Raw genomic sequence first — 16,469 nt, 5'->3', positions numbered from 1 at the left:
CAAATCCTGTCCCCGCAACCAAGGTCCCGTGGTGTAGCGGTTAACATGCCTGCCTGTCACGCAGGAGATCGCGGGTTCGATTCCCGTCGGGACCGCCATTTTATACATACGCTTCAAAAAGCGTCTTTCTAGAAATACCAAATGTGGCTCAGTAGCTCAGTCGGTAGAGCAAAGGACTGAAAATCCTTGTGTCGGCGGTTCGATTCCGTCCTGAGCCACCATGAATGCGGGTATAGTTTAGTGGTAAAACCTCAGCCTTCCAAGCTGATGATGGGAGTTCGATTCTCCCTACCCGCTCCAATATGGGCCTATAGCTCAGCTGGTTAGAGCGCACGCCTGATAAGCGTGAGGTCGGTGGTTCGAGTCCACTTAGGCCCACCATTCCGCAGTAGCTCAGTGGTAGAGCAATCGGCTGTTAACCGATCGGTCGTAAGTTCGAGTCTTACCTGCGGAGCCATTTTATGGGGAAGTACTCAAGTGGCTCAAGAGGCGCCCCTGCTAAGGGTGTAGATCGCGAAAGCGGTGCGAGGGTTCGAATCCCTCCTTCTCCGCCATAATTTTGGCCCCTTGGTCAAGCGGTTAAGACACCGCCCTTTCACGGCGGTATCACGGGTTCGAATCCCGTAGGGGTCATACATACAAAAAGGTATTGCACAACTGTGCAATACCTTTTTTCTATTCTTTACTTAAAAATTATATAGGAAGTAACTGAGCGTTATATAGAGGCTTTTCAATAGGGTCGAATCGTGCTACAAATATAAATGGCCGTCCTATTTATAGAAGTTGTATGCTACTGCTTACTATCCTCAAACTGACAGTTAATACTAAGCAAAGCCTACTGTACCTATAGAATGAAAGTATGAAAGCATATGTAAAAGAGTAAGTCCCACGAGCAAGGCTCGTGGGACTTACTCTTTTGAATTATTTATCCTCCTCCGCGTCAATATAGCTATCACGTTCTTTATAAGGGATATCGCCTAGTGGTGATTCAATTCCTTCTTCATCCAACTCATCCTCATATTCTATCGCTTCTTCATTGCGCACAAAGCCAGCTGGTTCACCTGTAATGTCGGATACTGCAAACTCTTCGTATTCTTCTACGCTATCATCCATTTCTTCATCATATAAATCCCCGTAGTCACGATTTTTATTACCGGAGAAGTCGGAAGGGGTTTCAGATGTTCCGGACTGTGCGATTTCTTGGAAGCTATCCTCGTAATCAATTGCATCACCTTCTCTTCGTGCAGCGAATGAATTCGGATCTGCCATGGTTAATAAATCATCTTCAACCGGTCGATCAGTTGGGACATCTTTTTTCGCATCTTCGATACACACAGTAGTGTAAGGGATCGCTTCTAAGCGCTCAAACTGTATTTCCTTACCACAGACTTCACATGTGCCGTACGTGCCTTCTTTGATAGCTTGTAGTGCATTCTGGACGTTCTCCAGTTCACTTTCTGCATGTGTGTTGAGTGCCATGTCCTTTTCACGTTCATATAGTTCTGTTCCCATGTCAGCAGGGTGATTATCATACATCGATAATTCACCTACGTCTTCCTGGGCATTCTTTACGATTTCCGTCTCATTATCCGTTTCAGTCAAACGATCTTCCATAGCTCGTAATTCTTTTTCGAGTTGTTGAATTTGTTTAGTTGTTAACAATGTAGTCACGACCCTTTCTATGTGGCTTTCCTAGTTTACCCATGAAGTCTGAGAAAGCTTTCTTATTTCAGTCTTTCCCTTTTTACAAGCTAGAGTAAACCTTTACAACAAAAAACGTCCACCTTTTTTAGTGTGGACGTTGTTGGTGCGGTTTATTCAGATGAAGTGAGCAATGAGAATGCCGATACCGAGAAGCAGTCCGAACAGCGTATTGGTAACGCCAGTATCCTTCATTGCTGGCATGACTTGGATGGGTTGTTCATGTTTGCGAAAAGTTTTCGTAGCATGTAGCGGTTTGGGGATGCTCAGTAGTACGAGTAATGCCCATGGAGACACATGTCCTGTCACAACCAGTACAATGATCCATACATAGGAGATGATGAAAAACAGTGCCAATATCGTCACAGCATGATTTCGACCTACGAGAATCGCCATAGTTTTTCTGCCACCCTTAGTATCCTGTACAATATCACGAATATTATTTGCTAGCATAATGGCTCCGACTAATAGCATGCTTGGGACAGATAGTAATATCGCGTTGCCCGTGACAGTTCCTGTTTGGATATAGAATGCGATCAAGATCAATAGCATGCCCATAACAAATCCAGAAACGAGCTCGCCAAATGGTGTATAGGCAATCGGGTAGGGTCCACCCGTATATAAATAGCCAATCAGCATGGCAACGGAACCTACGGCAGCTAACCACCAGGAAGTTTCCATGCAAATGTAAATGCCCAGGAGAACAGATAAGCCATACAGAATGAGTGCTAGATTTAATACGGTTTTAGGCTGTACGCCGTTTCGAACGATCGTACCGCCAATACCGATTGAGTGTTCATCATCGAGTCCTCGTTTGAAATCGTAGTATTCATTGAACATATTTGTGGCCATCTGCAGCAATAAACTGGCTACAAGCATCGCTAGAAATAGTGGAAAATGAAGTGGACCGTATTGTAGGGCAATCATGGTACCTAAAAAGACGGGTGCAAATGCGGCAGTCAATGTGTGAGGGCGTGTCAGTTGCCACCAAACTCGCCAGCCGGTATCGGTTTCTATAGTGTGTTGCACGGGTAATCTCTCCTTATACATGTAGTCATCATCTGATAGTATACAACAAAAACAAGCAGTTAGGTAAGTACAGACAACCATTAAAAATAATTGTCGAATGCTCTTCTATACAGCGAGACATTATATATTAAGTACAGCGTCCAATGTGCTAGAATAGAGGTACTTATCGTTCGGAGTAAGTATGTCTGAACGTAAATTGTCGAAAAACATATAGCATGATGAGAAGGAGAGAGTGGGATGATTCGGAAATTAACCGATCGAGAAAAGACGGTTCCGGCAACAGGCGCTGATTCTCGTTTTTTTACGGAAACATTGGAAGTAGAAACGTTAAGTCCGCTTGCTTTTTTTGAAGCAGGTCTTTCACATTATGGTGAGCATCGTTTCTTCTGGCAGAATGCAGACAAGACAGTAAAACTTGTCGGTTTAGGTCAGGCTACAGTTTTAACAGCGGAGAAAGACCGCTTTCATTCGATATCTTCACAATGGGCAACGTTATGTGAAGGATTGATTAAGGAAGAAAAAGATATCGATCCGGTGTTGTTTGGAGGATTTTCTTTTGATCCTCATACACGCCAAGATGATGAGTGGAGTGCTTTTCCAGCCGCTTATTTCACTGTGCCTTTATTCCAATTGAAAATTGAAAAAGGCAAAACGTATGTGTCGATTAATTATATTACGGAAGAACCGCAAGCGGCAGAAGACTTTGAAGCATTGCGTCAAGAACGTGACCGCTTGATCCATATTGCACAGGTTGACGAATTTACGTTCCAAGGAAAGCCGGACGTGATCAACCAAACAGAATTGGCTACGGACCGCTATATGGACGCTGTAGAGCATGTGACATCGCATATTAAAGCGCAAGAGGCAGAGAAAGTAGTCATTGCACGTAAAATTAAATTGACGTTTGAAGAAGAATTCCGAAAGGCTGCTGCATTGCATACAATTACGAATGAACAGTCTGCAAGTTACCACTTTGGCCTGCAAATTGGCGATGAGATGTTCTTCGGTGCAACCCCTGAACGCTTGGTTGAAATTTCTAAGGGGCATGCGTATTCAGCGTGTGTGGCAGGTTCTATTGAACGCGGAAAGACGTCTCAAGAAGACCAACGACTTGGAGAAGTGTTATTACGAGATAAGAAAAATCGTGAAGAACATCAGTATGTAGTCGATATGATTACAGAAGTCTTTGCGGAATTTTGCACATCATTGCGAGTCAATAGAACACCAAAACTTTTAAAGGTACGAGATATACAGCATTTATTCACACCGGTTGAGGGAGAGCTTGCGGACGACATGGATATATTCCGTCTAGTGGAAGCACTTCATCCGACACCTGCTTTAGGTGGGGTTCCACGGCAGAAAGCGCTCGAAATCATTCGTGAAGAAGAGCAAATGGATCGAGGCTTTTATGCTGGACCGATTGGCTGGGCGGATTCTGCGGGCAATGGAGAATTTGCGGTAGCGATCCGTTCTGGTCTGCTAACTGGTAATGAAGCGTATTTGTATGCTGGTGGCGGTATTGTAGCCGATTCTACACCATTGGAAGAATATGCGGAAACATGGGTGAAATTTCGTCCTGTGTTACGCGCACTCGGAGGCCGTTTACATGAATGATCACGAAACAGGATTAACGAGTTATGTGCTTCGCTTAACGGATACCCTTATACGACAAGGAGCGAAAAGGGCGGTTATTAGTCCAGGTTCTAGATCGACACCGCTTGCGTATGCATTTATGAATTCTAAGGACATGCAGACCTATATGCATACCGATGAGCGTTCAGCCGCTTTTTACGCACTCGGATTAGTGAAGGCAACTGGGCAGCCAGTTGTTTTACTATGTACATCAGGAACAGCAGCATCGAACTATCATCCTGCAATTACTGAAGCGTTTTATGCAAGATTGCCGTTGATCGTCATCACAGCGGATCGTCCGCATGAATTACGTGAAGTTGGGGCTCCACAAGCGATTGATCAAATTCGTATGTTTGGGGAACACGTCAAAGATAGCGTCGATTTTCCTATGCCTGAAAATCGAGAAGACATTTTACGGTACATGGAACAACGTGCAGTTAGACTTCTTTCTGTTGCGAAAACTGCTCCACAAGGACCTGTGCACTTGAATGTACCATTTCGAGAACCTCTACTAATTGATTTACAAGCAACCGCGCCTGTCAGTCGGTTCCAGCAACAGTTAGTAGGGGATTTGGCTGTAACGGAAGAAATGAAAACAATACTTGAAACGTCCATTACGCAATCTAAAAAAGGCATACTTGTCATGGGCGAGTCAGCGACTACTCTAGATAAAGAGCGTTTCTGGCAGTTTGCTAAAGCACTTCAATGGCCCGTACTATGTGATCCGTTATCCAATCTGCGCTCACAAGTACCGACAGATTGTGATAACCTTTGTATTGATCAGTATGATGCGTTGCTAAAAAGTGAAGTGTTTGCCGAAAAGATGCGACCTGATTGCGTCATACGATTCGGCCCGCAGCCCATTTCTAAACCATTACTCTTGTTTTTAAAGAAGGCTTGTCCAGAAACGTATATTGTGGTGGATGATTCACCAAATTATCGTGACCCGATTGGTCTAACTACTCATCATTTGCAAGTGAGTGCAGCGAGTATTTGGCAGCAAATATCTGTGCCTTGCGAGCGGACTGAGTATACGAACCAATGGACTGAAGCCAATCAAATTTCCATAGACGTAATGAATGAAGATCAACATTTCCATCAAGATGAAGGTCACTTTGTTCGTCAATTCATTGCCAATCTACCGGACCACTCGGATGTAGTCTGCAGCAGCAGTATGCCGATTCGAGACTTAGATACTCATTTCAAAAAGACGAACCGTGATATTTCATTGTTCTGCAATAGAGGGACAAATGGAATTGATGGGGTAGTTTCGACTGCTCTTGGTATTCAAGAAGGCCGTAAACGTAAGACGTATTTATTAATTGGAGATTTGGCGTTTTTGCATGACGTCAATGGACTGATTATTTCACGTCTACAGCAAACCGATTTGACGATTGTTTTAATTAATAATAATGGTGGCGGGATTTTCTCCTATTTGCCGCAAGCTTCTATTGAACACTATTATGAGCAGTTATTTGGGACACCAACTAATTTAACGTTCCATCATATCGCAGCGATGTATGAAGCGCAATATGATGCGGTTGATACGACGCTAGCATTTGAACAGGCGATGCAAACAGATAAAACGGCTAATCTACGAATTATTGAAGTGGCGACAGTGCGTGCTGACAATGTGGAAGCGCATCGCTCTGTGTGGCGGGAAATTGCGAAGAGGGTGGAACACATTGGCGACTGAAGTATTGACGATCAGAGGTATTAATACACACGTTGCACGGTACGGAAATGAGCAATTACCGGCAGTCGTCATGTTGCATGGTTTCACAGGTTCAACAGCTACTTGGCAGAAAACGATTGAAGTGCTTATGACGGATTATTATGTACTAGCAGTCGATTTAATTGGACACGGCAAGACGGAAGCGCCTGAAACGATGAACCGTTACAAGATGGAAGAACAAATAAAGGATTTGTATGAAGTCTTGCAGAAGCTTGAAATTAAGAAACCGATCTTAATCGGTTACTCGATGGGGGGCCGTGTCGCCTTAGGCTATACTGCAACGTATCCTGAAGAGGTAACGAGTTTGGTTCTTGAGAGCAGTTCACCAGGCCTGCGTACGTCAGAACAGCAGCTCGCAAGGCGAACAGCTGATGCCAAGCTTGCAGATAGGATAGAACGACAAGGGATGATAGAATTCGTCGACTTTTGGCAGGAAATTCCGTTGTTTCATTCACAGAAGAAGTTGTCTGAATCACAACAGCAAGCAGTGCGCGCTGAACGCCTCAATCAACGACCGACAGGTTTAGCAAACAGTTTACGAGGGATTGGAACGGGTAGTCAGCCTTCCTACTGGCAAGCGCTTGAGCAACTTTCACTTCCTGTGTTATTGCTTACCGGTAGTGAAGACGAGAAATTTGAAAATATTGCGCAGGAAATGATGAAAAGCCTGCCAAATGCGCGGCATGAAACGATAAAAGATGCTGGGCATGCAATTCACGTGGAAAAACCTCAACAATTTGCTACAATGATAAAGAGCTATCTGAAAACAGTGTAAAAATCGAGGAGGAATTTATTATGACCCGTCAATGGGAAACGCTTCGTACATATGATGATATCAAGTACGAAATGTACAATGGTATCGCAAAAATCACGATTAATCGTCCGGAAGTGCGCAACGCATTCCGTCCAAAAACTGTAATGGAATTGATTGATGCATTTTCACGCGCAAGAGATGATCAACGAATTGGAGTTATCGTGTTAACAGGTGAAGGAGAGAAAGCTTTCTGTTCAGGAGGCGATCAATCTGTTCGTGGTCACGGTGGATATGTCGGAGACGACGAAATTCCACGCTTGAACGTCTTAGATCTTCAACGCTTGATTCGCGTTATTCCAAAGCCAGTTGTCGCAATGGTTGCAGGATACGCAATCGGTGGCGGTCACGTGTTACACGTAGTGTGTGACTTGACGATTGCTGCAGACAATGCACGTTTCGGACAAACAGGACCTACTGTAGGCTCGTTTGACGCAGGATATGGTTCAGGATACCTCGCGCGCATTGTAGGCCACAAGAAAGCACGTGAAATTTGGTACCTATGCCGTCAATACGACGCGCAAGAAGCACTCGATATGGGCTTAGTCAACACAGTCGTTCCTTACGAGCAGCTGGAAGACGAAACGGTTCAATGGTGTGAAGAAATGCTAGGCAAGAGTCCAACTGCACTTCGCTTCTTGAAAGCGGCAATGAATGCCGATACAGACGGTTTGGCAGGACTTCAGCAATTGGCTGGAGATGCAACATTGCTATATTACACAACGGATGAAGCGAAAGAAGGACGCGACGCGTTTAAAGAAAAACGCAAACCAGACTTCGATCAATTCCCACGTTTCCCTTAAATAAATGAAAGCTGCCTAATTGGGGCAGCTTTTTCATTACGTAAATTTTTAATTGGAGGAATTACTTATGATGATCCCTAATTGGCTTATGCAACGGGCGAAATTGACGCCTGACGCATCCGCTTTAGTTACTGGGCAAGGACACTGGTCATACCGCGAACTATATGAACAATCCCTTGAAATCGCACAACAACTTCATCATCTTGGAGTTCAGTCAAATAGCAGGGTTGCGTTGCTTAGTCATTCTAATGACCAAACGGTACTTTTCATCCATGCATGCTGGTTATTAAGTGTGGAAGTAGTCTGTCTGAACAATCGGCTGACAGAACAGGAATTACGCTGGCAAGTACGTGATTCCGAAGCCAAACTTGTACTTGTAGATGATCAAATACAGACACCTCCGGAATTGGATGACATCAAGAGCTTATTTTATTCTGCAGTTCGAGAGTCTGATCGAAAAGAATTCATTATACTGGAACAGTGGACTGAAGATCAGACGCTTTCGATTATGTACACTTCGGGCACTACAGGCGTACCTAAAGGAGTTCGACAGACAGCAGGTAATCATACGTCGAGCGCACTCGCATCTGCGCTGAATCTCGGATTGACGGATAAAGATTCATGGCTTTGTATGATGCCGTTATTCCACATAAGTGGACTATCGATTGTCATTCGCTCAGTGATCTACGGAATGGAAATGCGCTTGTACGAAAAATTTGATGCAAAAGTAGCTGCTGCGCAAATTATAGCAGGGCACGTAACGGCCATGTCGGTCGTTGCCCTGACATTAGATCAAATTGTTCGGGTGATGGAAGCAACTGATAGCAAAGCACATCCACTATTCCGTACGATGCTCGTTGGCGGCGGACCTGTGCCACTGGACTATTTGGATCGCGCGACTGCGTGTGGATTACCGATACTTCAGACTTATGGCATGACTGAAACGTGTTCGCAAACGACAACACTTGGAAAAGCTGATGCCGCGCGAAAAGTAGGTTCAGCGGGAAAACCGTTATTTTTCAATCAAATTGCAATTAAAGATACTGTTCAACCGGGTGAAGTAGGTGAAGTGCTCATAAAAGGTCCACACGTGACGCCAGGTTATATTGGAAGCCAGAGTACACGCAATGCGCTGACCGAAGACGGTTGGCTCGCTACAGGAGATGCTGGCTATCTTGACGAGGAAGGCTATTTATTCATCGTCGATCGACGTGCTGATTTGATTATTTCAGGTGGGGAGAATATTTATCCTGCCGAGATTGAAAATGTTTTGCTAGCGCATCCTGCTATAAGGGAAGCGGGCGTATGTGGTAAAGAAGATACGGAGTGGGGGCAAGTACCTGTTGCATTCCTCGTTGGTTCAGTTAATGAAGATGAACTGTTGGATTTCTGTTCCGAACGTCTAGCACGCTATAAACTACCAAAAGAATTTCGATTCGTAGAGCAACTGCCACGTAATGCATCAAATAAACTGATGCGGTTCGAATTGAAAAAATGGCTATAAAAAACAGTGGAGTATTCGTCCACTGTTAGTTCCCTAATGCTTTTTTCAGTACTTCTAGATTTTGTTCCATAAGAGAAAAGTACGTTTCTTTCTTTTGAATATCTTCTTCAGTAAGTACACTTAAATTATGCAAAGTAAGCGCTTCGGCATTCAGTTCTTTTTTAATGACATCAGCCAATTTTGAGCTGACATTTTGTTCAAATAAAATATACTGAATGTCTTGTTCTTTTGCATCTTTTACAAGAGAGGCCAATTCTTTTTGTGACGGTTCATTCTGGGAATCAAGACCGGATACTGCAAGTTGCTGTAACCCATAAGCGTCTGCCAAGTAGCCAAATGCAGCATGAGACACGAAGAATGTTTTGTTAGGTGCGTCATCAGCCATTGTTTTAAATCCGCGATCCAATACTTCTAATTCATCATATAACCTATCAAAATTCTTTTTAAAAGACTCTGCATGCTCTGGCAATTCATCCGACAACTCTTGCGTAATTTTCTCTGCAAGCTTCGTACTAAGATAAGGAGATATCCAAACGTGTGGATCGATCGCATCTTCATGCCCATGATATTCATGCTCTTCTTCTCCATGTTCGTGGGAATGTCCACCTTCCAATTCCTCAGGATCAATATAATCGGCAATCGGAACAAACTGAACATCTTCATTCTGCAACGTTTTCTCTGTCTTTTGTACAAAACCTTCAAGACCAAGTCCGATATAGAAGAATAAATCTCCCTTTGCTAAGGCCATCATATCTTTCTGTGTAGGTTCAAAGACGTGTTCATCTGTGCCAGGCGGATAGATGGATTTGACGTCAACATACTCTCCACCAATGCGTTCAGTGAAATATTGCAATGGGTAGACTGTCGTATAGACGAGTAATTTATCGGATGAGGAATCATCCGATTCAGTCGTTGCAGAATTGGTACAACCACTTAACACGAGCAGCAAAGCGGCACCTAGCAACAGCAAACGATTTTTCATTAGAAAAGCCTCCGTTACGTAATCGGAATGATTACTATTTAGATTATTTTCTCATCATACAAGATATGCTATATGTTTGCAACCTAGTACGGCTTATTTTTATTCGTTTTTTTGGGAGGTACCGGATCAAATCCACCTTTATGAAATGGATGACATTTTAAAATCCGCATTACCGCAAGCCAACTACCTTTTAGCGCTCCATGCGTCTCAATTGCTTCCATTCCGTAATGTGAACAAGTCGGATGAAATCGACAAGAGGGCGGCGATAGGGGAGAAATAAATTTCTGGTAGAAGCGGATCAGTTGTATTAATACTTTCTTTAGCATTTCCATCACCTTCAGACGTAATAAGGTTTAGTTTACCTATATATGTGGTAAATTAAAAGAGAGAAGCATAAAACGATTAGAGGAGTGTTTTTTTATGTCTAAAGAATTAATTCAAGAGCTAAACAAACAAGTATCTACATGGTCGGTGTTGTATGCGAAACTTCATAACTATCACTGGTATGTAAAAGGTAGTCATTTCTTCACATTGCACGCTAAATTTGAAGAATTATACAATGAAGCAACAGTGCATATGGATGAAATCGCGGAGCGCGTGCTAACTTTAGGCGGTGAACCGACTGCAACACTATCACAGCATTTGTCTGAATCTGTTGTCGACGAAGCAAAAGGCACAGAAAAAGCGAATGATATGGTGCAAACATTAGTAGATGACTTCGATAAGACGATGAAGTCATTGAAAAAAGGTATGGAACTTGCCTCGAAGGATTCAGATGATATGACGGAAGATATGTTGAATGCGGTTTACCAGAGCGTCGAGAAGCATCAGTGGATGTTAAATGCATTTCTTGGCGAAACAAACGAGTAAATCCCTTCATTCATCAAGATATTAGCCGATAGTAAGAAGTGAATACCAGAGAGGAGTTGAACGACATGGATATCAATTCAATTATGTCCAGCCAGTTGAGAAGTTTGCAATCAACCGTTCAAATGAGCGTCATGAACAAAGCCCTTTCAATGGAAACTTCTGCTATGAATGATATGTTGAACAGCCTCGAAAATCAACCTATTGCGCATCCAACAAAGGGCGCTTCTATTGATATCAAGGCTTGATAGGGGACACACATCTCATATGATGAGAGATGTGTGTTTTTTTATGAACGTAAGCAAAGATCCCGTTAAAATATATGAAATTAGACATAGTAGGAGGTAGATTGAAGATGGCTCAAGGACAGTTTTTGCGGAATTTAATTATTGAAACCCCTTCTAAACCCGGGAATCTTGGCAAGGTAACTATGGCAATCGGTCAGCTAAATGGAGATATCGGTGACATCCAGACGATTAAAGTAGGAACGCTTTCCACGATTAGAGAAATCGCGCTACAATGCAATGATCAAGAGCATATGGCTGAAATAGTTGTGGCGATCGAGAACTTGAAACAAGGTATTAAAGTTCAAGCTGTTACAGATGATGTACTGCAAATGCATGAAGGTGGAAAAATTCATATGAAAGCCACACATGAAATCCGTTCACTTGCAGATTTACGAAGAGTGTATACACCGGGTGTAGCAAGTGTATGCAAAACTATTCAGGAAGATCCCGAACAGGCAAATTACTTCACAGGTATTTCAAATACAGTAGCAATCGTGACAGATGGTACGGCTATTTTAGGACTTGGAGATATTGGCCCTGTAGCTGGTATGCCTGTCATGGAAGGGAAAGCTGTTTTGTTTGATCAATTTGTTGGAATTAGTGGCATTCCGATTTTACTTGATACGAGTGATACTGATGAAGTCGTAGAAACAGTCAAACATATTCATCAAGGCTTTGGTGCGATCTTACTGGAAGATATCGGGTCCCCGCATTGCTTTGAAATCGAAGAGCGTTTGAAAAAAGAATTACCGATTCCTGTTATGCATGATGATCAGCACGGCACAGCAGTCGTTGCATTGGCAGCAGCGCTCACAGCATGTAAACATGTCGGAGTGGAGCTGGCTAATGCTTCAGTCGGACAAATCGGTCTTGGTGCAGCAGGCTTAGCCATTAGTCGTATGTTTATGGCATATGGTGTAGCAGAAATGAAAGGAACAGATCCCAATCCTCATGCTAAAGAGATGTTAGCGAAGTATGGCGGTACTGTTGTCGAAACAATGGAAGAAATTATGGAGACATGTGATTTGGTTATCGCGACAACTGGTGTTGCTAATCTAATCAAGCCAGAAATGATTCGGGAAGGACAAATCATCTTAGCTTTATCTAATCCAAATGCAGAAATTTCCCCAGAAATCGCATTAGAAGCAGGCGCGGCCTATGCGGCTGATGGCCGTTTAGTCAATAACGTTCTGGGTTTCCCCGGGATCTTTCGAGGTGCGCTTAATGCCAATGCAAAATCCATCACGTACCCAATGCTCATTGCTGCAGCTCTGGCGATCGTGGAAAGCACAAAGCGTGACGATTTAGTACCACATCCATTAGATCCAAATGTACACATTAACGTAGCGTTGGCAGTTGAAAAGGTAGTGTATGAAGAACAAGAAAATGAATAATCATTCGATGACCTATTAACTAAATACCGTTAATAGGTTTTTTGTGCAGAATAAATTCTTCATTACGAGGTATCCTACGTAAAAAAGAAAGTAGGATGATTATGATAGAAGAAAAATATCCGATGTATATATCAATTAATCACAAAATGGTTCTCACAGACCCTCACGCTTCGACATGGGAATACAAAGTAGAAGTTACAAGAGAAGCATATCCTGTATTCGAAAAATTATTTTCTCAAATGGAACAGCTGGAATTTCAAAACTTTTTGCGGTCCCATTTACCGTATATTCCCTATCACTATGATCAAGACAATGACAAAGTGGATTTACGCTTGAAGAAAATCTTTGCCTTGATTCATGAATACACCGATGATGAATCCAAACGTTTTATCGAGCAACTACCGCTGTTTCGTTGAATTTTCACTAACCTTTCCGCTACACTAGAGGAAAGGACGTGATCCATATTGCTGAAATTTGAAGATTTACAGGGAGCCAATGTCGAATTGACTTTTGGACCCAATTCACATCAAATCGAATCTCGCCATGTGCTAGTTGTGATAAAGCACGATAATCATTGGTTATTGACCAAACATAGAATTCGCGGTATGGAGTTCCCAGGTGGAAAAGCGGAACCGGGAGAGACAATTGAACAAGCTGCCATTCGGGAAACAAGGGAAGAGACAGGAGTCACTATAGATAACGTTCATTCATTTGCCGAGTACGTCGTCTTTACGGATCCGCCGTTCTGCAAAGCCGTGTTCACAGGTGATATTATACATGTGGAAAAAGACTTTACATTAATGGAAACCGAAGGAGCGGTGTGGATGACAGACGCTGAACTGAACGCCTGTAAAGAACTCAGCTTTCATATGAAAGATCGTGGAATGGGTGAACTTAGGAAGTGGGTGGAAGCGAATGATGGAACAAACTGATGGTCAAATCATTCGAAGAAAAGACTATCCTTCACCAAACCCACAAGTCACACTGGAAGAAATTACCTATAGCTCCGATGGCTTGCATGTAAAAGGGCTGCTTGCAACACCAAAAGCAAAAGGACGGTATGATGGCTTGCTTTATTTACGTGGAGGCATACAACATGTGGGAATGGTTAGACCGGCACGTATTGCACAATTTGCCTCCTATGGGCTTGTCGTGTTCGCCCCTTACTATCGCGGAAATCGTGGTGGTGAAGGGAAGGATGAATTTGCTGGAGAAGATCGCAATGATGCAGTAGTAGGAGTAGAAGTACTCAAACAGCAACGTGCTGTCAACTCAGATCGCATTCATCTGTTTTCTTTTTCGAGAGGTGGAATCATGGCATTATGGACGGCCATTATGCGCGATGATTTAACTTCCATGGTGACATGGGCAGGAGTCTCAGACGTGATATTCACGTACAAAGAGCGACAGGACATGCGCAGGATGATGAAGCGTGTCATTGGTGGAACGCCGAATAATCAACCAGATGCGTATCGTGAGAGAACAGCATTGTTCCGAACGGAAGATATCGATATTCCGACACTGATTATTCATGGAACACTCGATACGAATGTGTCTTTTGAACAGGCATTATTGCTGGAGAATGCATTGCGTGATGAGAATAAAGAATTTGAAACTTGGTACTTAGAAGGCTACACGCATTATATTCCTCCTGAAATGAACCGGAAACTTGTGAAAGATGCAGTGGATTGGATGAAGAGGCAATGAAGTGGATAGGCTAGGTTAAATGTGTTTGATCAGCTATTCTTGGTCGTTACTCGATTTAGTATTTGGTATTGAAAGTAGCGAGTGTCATGCTTTGGACCCGCGCAGGCACGTGGGGGATTGCCTACAGCCATAAGCCAACTGGCGATAGTGCTACCAGTTGTCTCATGGCCACGGCCTACCCCGCAGTTGTGCCTGCGCTGCTACGGGGGGAGAAGTTAGGTTGTGTTTTATAGTAGATGATAACCAGCGACTGTGTGCTACTGAGCTTTTATCTTCGCAAAGCAACTACCTACTGCCGTATCTTACGTATCCGTATCAAAGCCAAAAGAAATTTAAAACCAAAAAAGAGGCTGACCAGGAATTCCTGGTCAGCCTTTTTCATATGTCATTACTTAATAACGGGTGGTCCGCCTTTGATTGCGATGTCTTCTGAAACGTGTGAGAATTTCTTGAAGTTCTCACGGAATGCATCAGCCAAACGGTTTGCTTCTTTATCGTATTCGTTCGGATCTTCCCAAGCGTAACGAGGGTGTAGAACATTACTTGGTACGCCTTCGATTTCAATAGGCATATTCAAGCCAAAGATTTCGTTCTTCTTTGTTTCTACATTATCCAATTTACCGGCAATTGCAGCGCGTACCATTGAACGTGTGTAGCCCAAGTTCATACGTGAACCTACACCATAGATTCCGCCAGTCCATCCTGTATTCACAAGGAATACTTTTGAACCGTGCTCATCAATTTTCTTTCCAAGCATCTCTGCATATGTTGCTGCAGGAAGTGGTAAGAATGGTGAACCGAAACAAGTAGAGAATGTTGGTTCAGGAGCAGTGATTCCACGCTCAGTTCCAGCAAGTTTAGAAGTGAAACCGCTCAAGAAGTGGTACATTGCCTGTTCTTTTGTAAGAATCGAGATTGGAGGCAATACGCCAGAAGCATCAGCTGTAAGGAAGATGATGTTCTTCGGGTGACCAGCAACAGACGGTGTCACGATATTGTCAATGTTTTCAATCGGATAAGCAGCACGTGTGTTTTCTGTTAATGATTTATCATCATAATCTGGAGTGCGCGTTTCTTCATCCAGTACTACGTTTTCTAAAACAGCACCGAAACGGATTGCTCCGAAGATTTCAGGTTCTTTTTCAGCAGAAAGGTTGATACACTTTGCGTAACATCCACCTTCAATGTTAAATACGCCATTATCAGACCAGCCGTGCTCATCGTCACCAATAAGTTTACGGTTAGCATCTGCTGAAAGTGTCGTTTTACCTGTTCCAGAAAGACCGAAGAATAAAGCTACATCGCCTTCTTCTCCAACGTTTGCTGAACAGTGCATAGATAAGATATCTTGCTCTGGAAGCAAGAAGTTCATAACAGAGAAAATAGACTTTTTCATTTCTCCAGCGTACTCTGTACCACCGATCAAGACGATGCGCTTTTCAAGCGACACAATGATGAACGTTTCAGAGTTTGTGCCATCCACTTCTGGATCCGCTTTGAATGAAGGGGCAGCCAAAATTGTGAATTGCGATTCGTGTGTTTTTAATTCTTCTTCGGTTGGACGGATGAATAATTGGTGAACAAACAGATTTTGCCAAGCTAATTCATTAATTACTTGGATAGACAATTGAGAGTCTTTATCTGCTCCTGCAAACCCTTTAAATACAAAGAGTTCATCTTTTATCTTCAAATGATCAATGACTTTCGTGTATAATGAATCAAAGATCTCTTCTGAAATTGGACTGTTCGTGCTACCCCAATCTACTTTATCCTTAGACACTGCATCTTCAACGATGAATTTGTCCTTAGGTGAGCGTCCTGTATATTTACCTGTACGTGCAGTGATCGCACCGTCGGCAGAAAGTTTAGCTTCGTCTCTTGCCACTGCTTTTTCCGTTAATTCTGCTACAGACGCTTGGATCGTCACGTTGCTTCCACTAAGAAGACTTTTTAAGCTATCATCAATTTTTGCAGATATCATGTTTACATACCGTCCTTTGCGTAGTCGATTTATTTT

Annotated in this window: 16 protein-coding genes and 7 tRNA genes; 18 read left to right on the top strand and 5 right to left on the bottom strand. The window is 43.1% G+C overall.

What is annotated here, in order from left to right:
- The first annotated feature begins 22 nt into the window (after positions 1 to 22).
- The 7 genes from CSV80_RS16395 (at position 23) to CSV80_RS16365 (ending at position 633) form a co-directional block, all read left to right on the top strand.
- Positions 23 to 98, top strand: a tRNA-Asp gene (locus CSV80_RS16395).
- Positions 99 to 145: 47 nt separating this feature from the next.
- Positions 146 to 221: transfer RNA gene (locus CSV80_RS16390), tRNA-Phe, on the top strand.
- A gap of 5 nt (positions 222 to 226) precedes the next feature.
- Positions 227 to 300 (top strand) — tRNA-Gly (locus CSV80_RS16385).
- A gap of 4 nt (positions 301 to 304) precedes the next feature.
- Positions 305 to 381: transfer RNA gene (locus tag CSV80_RS16380), tRNA-Ile, on the top strand.
- A 1-nt stretch (position 382) separates the two neighbouring features.
- A tRNA-Asn gene (locus CSV80_RS16375) sits at positions 383 to 457 on the top strand.
- A 6-nt stretch (positions 458 to 463) separates the two neighbouring features.
- Positions 464 to 554 (top strand) — tRNA-Ser (locus CSV80_RS16370).
- A gap of 7 nt (positions 555 to 561) precedes the next feature.
- Positions 562 to 633: transfer RNA gene (locus CSV80_RS16365), tRNA-Glu, on the top strand.
- A 288-nt stretch (positions 634 to 921) separates the two neighbouring features.
- Here the strand turns inward: CSV80_RS16365 and CSV80_RS16360 are convergent.
- On the bottom strand, positions 922 to 1,671 hold the full coding sequence (locus CSV80_RS16360; RefSeq protein ID WP_233190887.1) for a TraR/DksA C4-type zinc finger protein: 750 nt from the start codon (positions 1,669 to 1,671) through the stop codon (positions 922 to 924).
- A 147-nt stretch (positions 1,672 to 1,818) separates the two neighbouring features.
- Complete coding sequence (locus tag CSV80_RS16355) at positions 1,819 to 2,730, bottom strand: 1,4-dihydroxy-2-naphthoate polyprenyltransferase (RefSeq protein ID WP_099671696.1); 912 nt, start codon at positions 2,728 to 2,730, stop codon at positions 1,819 to 1,821.
- Positions 2,731 to 2,967: 237 nt separating this feature from the next.
- Here CSV80_RS16355 and CSV80_RS16350 point away from each other — a divergent pair, with 237 nt between their 5' ends.
- From CSV80_RS16350 to CSV80_RS16330, 5 genes are all read left to right on the top strand, one after another.
- Positions 2,968 to 4,344 (top strand): isochorismate synthase, encoded by a 1,377-nt coding sequence (locus tag CSV80_RS16350; protein ID WP_099671697.1) that lies wholly within the window; start codon positions 2,968 to 2,970, stop codon positions 4,342 to 4,344.
- Positions 4,337 to 6,058 carry a 2-succinyl-5-enolpyruvyl-6-hydroxy-3-cyclohexene-1-carboxylic-acid synthase gene (gene menD, locus CSV80_RS16345; protein ID WP_099671698.1) on the top strand — a complete coding sequence of 574 codons (1,722 nt, stop codon included), beginning with the start codon at positions 4,337 to 4,339 and terminating at the stop codon, positions 6,056 to 6,058. Before CSV80_RS16350 ends, menD begins: the two co-directional genes overlap by 8 nt.
- Positions 6,048 to 6,872: a 2-succinyl-6-hydroxy-2,4-cyclohexadiene-1-carboxylate synthase gene (gene menH / locus CSV80_RS16340; protein WP_099671699.1), complete on the top strand. Its 825-nt coding sequence runs from the start codon at positions 6,048 to 6,050 to the stop codon at positions 6,870 to 6,872. The genes menD and menH overlap by 11 nt, the downstream gene beginning before the upstream one ends.
- 20 nt (positions 6,873 to 6,892) lie before the next feature.
- Positions 6,893 to 7,711, top strand: a complete 819-nt coding sequence (gene menB, locus CSV80_RS16335) for a 1,4-dihydroxy-2-naphthoyl-CoA synthase (protein WP_029055123.1) — start codon at positions 6,893 to 6,895, stop codon at positions 7,709 to 7,711.
- A gap of 67 nt (positions 7,712 to 7,778) precedes the next feature.
- A complete protein-coding gene (locus CSV80_RS16330) occupies positions 7,779 to 9,215 on the top strand; it encodes an o-succinylbenzoate--CoA ligase (protein ID WP_199084005.1) in 1,437 nt (478 codons plus the stop codon).
- 25 nt (positions 9,216 to 9,240) lie between these two features.
- Here the strand turns inward: CSV80_RS16330 and CSV80_RS16325 are convergent, their stop codons facing one another.
- Both CSV80_RS16325 and yidD read right to left on the bottom strand, forming a co-directional pair.
- On the bottom strand, positions 9,241 to 10,197 hold the full coding sequence (locus CSV80_RS16325; protein ID WP_099671700.1) for a metal ABC transporter solute-binding protein, Zn/Mn family: 957 nt from the start codon (positions 10,195 to 10,197) through the stop codon (positions 9,241 to 9,243).
- A gap of 83 nt (positions 10,198 to 10,280) precedes the next feature.
- Complete coding sequence (yidD, locus tag CSV80_RS16320) at positions 10,281 to 10,523, bottom strand: membrane protein insertion efficiency factor YidD (protein ID WP_099671701.1); 243 nt, start codon at positions 10,521 to 10,523, stop codon at positions 10,281 to 10,283.
- A gap of 94 nt (positions 10,524 to 10,617) precedes the next feature.
- On the opposite strand from yidD, the gene CSV80_RS16315 reads away from it, so the two are divergent.
- The 6 genes from CSV80_RS16315 (at position 10,618) to CSV80_RS16290 (ending at position 14,452) form a co-directional block, all read left to right on the top strand.
- Entirely contained in the window at positions 10,618 to 11,067 is a 450-nt protein-coding gene (locus tag CSV80_RS16315) for a Dps family protein (protein ID WP_029055126.1), read from the top strand.
- A 65-nt stretch (positions 11,068 to 11,132) separates the two neighbouring features.
- Complete coding sequence (locus tag CSV80_RS16310; protein ID WP_099671702.1) at positions 11,133 to 11,312, top strand: putative motility protein; 180 nt, start codon at positions 11,133 to 11,135, stop codon at positions 11,310 to 11,312.
- A gap of 107 nt (positions 11,313 to 11,419) precedes the next feature.
- Positions 11,420 to 12,745, top strand: coding sequence for an NAD-dependent malic enzyme (locus CSV80_RS16305; RefSeq protein WP_099671703.1), 1,326 nt, complete (start codon positions 11,420 to 11,422; stop codon positions 12,743 to 12,745).
- A 101-nt stretch (positions 12,746 to 12,846) separates the two neighbouring features.
- The gene (locus CSV80_RS16300) at positions 12,847 to 13,161 is read left to right on the top strand and encodes a hypothetical protein (protein ID WP_037562276.1); all 315 of its coding nucleotides are present in this window, start codon (positions 12,847 to 12,849) and stop codon (positions 13,159 to 13,161) included.
- 48 nt (positions 13,162 to 13,209) lie between these two features.
- On the top strand, positions 13,210 to 13,677 hold the full coding sequence (locus tag CSV80_RS16295; protein ID WP_099671704.1) for an NUDIX hydrolase: 468 nt from the start codon (positions 13,210 to 13,212) through the stop codon (positions 13,675 to 13,677).
- Complete coding sequence (locus tag CSV80_RS16290; protein WP_099671705.1) at positions 13,661 to 14,452, top strand: alpha/beta hydrolase family protein; 792 nt, start codon at positions 13,661 to 13,663, stop codon at positions 14,450 to 14,452. The genes CSV80_RS16295 and CSV80_RS16290 overlap by 17 nt, the downstream gene beginning before the upstream one ends.
- A 388-nt stretch (positions 14,453 to 14,840) precedes the next feature.
- Here CSV80_RS16290 and pckA read toward each other — a convergent pair whose 3' ends face one another.
- Positions 14,841 to 16,433, bottom strand: a complete 1,593-nt coding sequence (gene pckA, locus CSV80_RS16285; RefSeq protein WP_099671706.1) for a phosphoenolpyruvate carboxykinase (ATP) — start codon at positions 16,431 to 16,433, stop codon at positions 14,841 to 14,843.
- Between the last annotated feature and the right edge of the window lie 36 nt (positions 16,434 to 16,469).

Origin of the sequence: Sporosarcina sp. P12(2017) (assembly GCF_002743035.1) — a bacterium.
GTDB lineage: Bacteria > Bacillota > Bacilli > Bacillales_A > Planococcaceae > Sporosarcina > Sporosarcina ureae.
The sequence above is the reverse complement of the archived record's forward strand: the minus strand, read 5'-3'. Positions and strand labels throughout refer to the sequence as shown.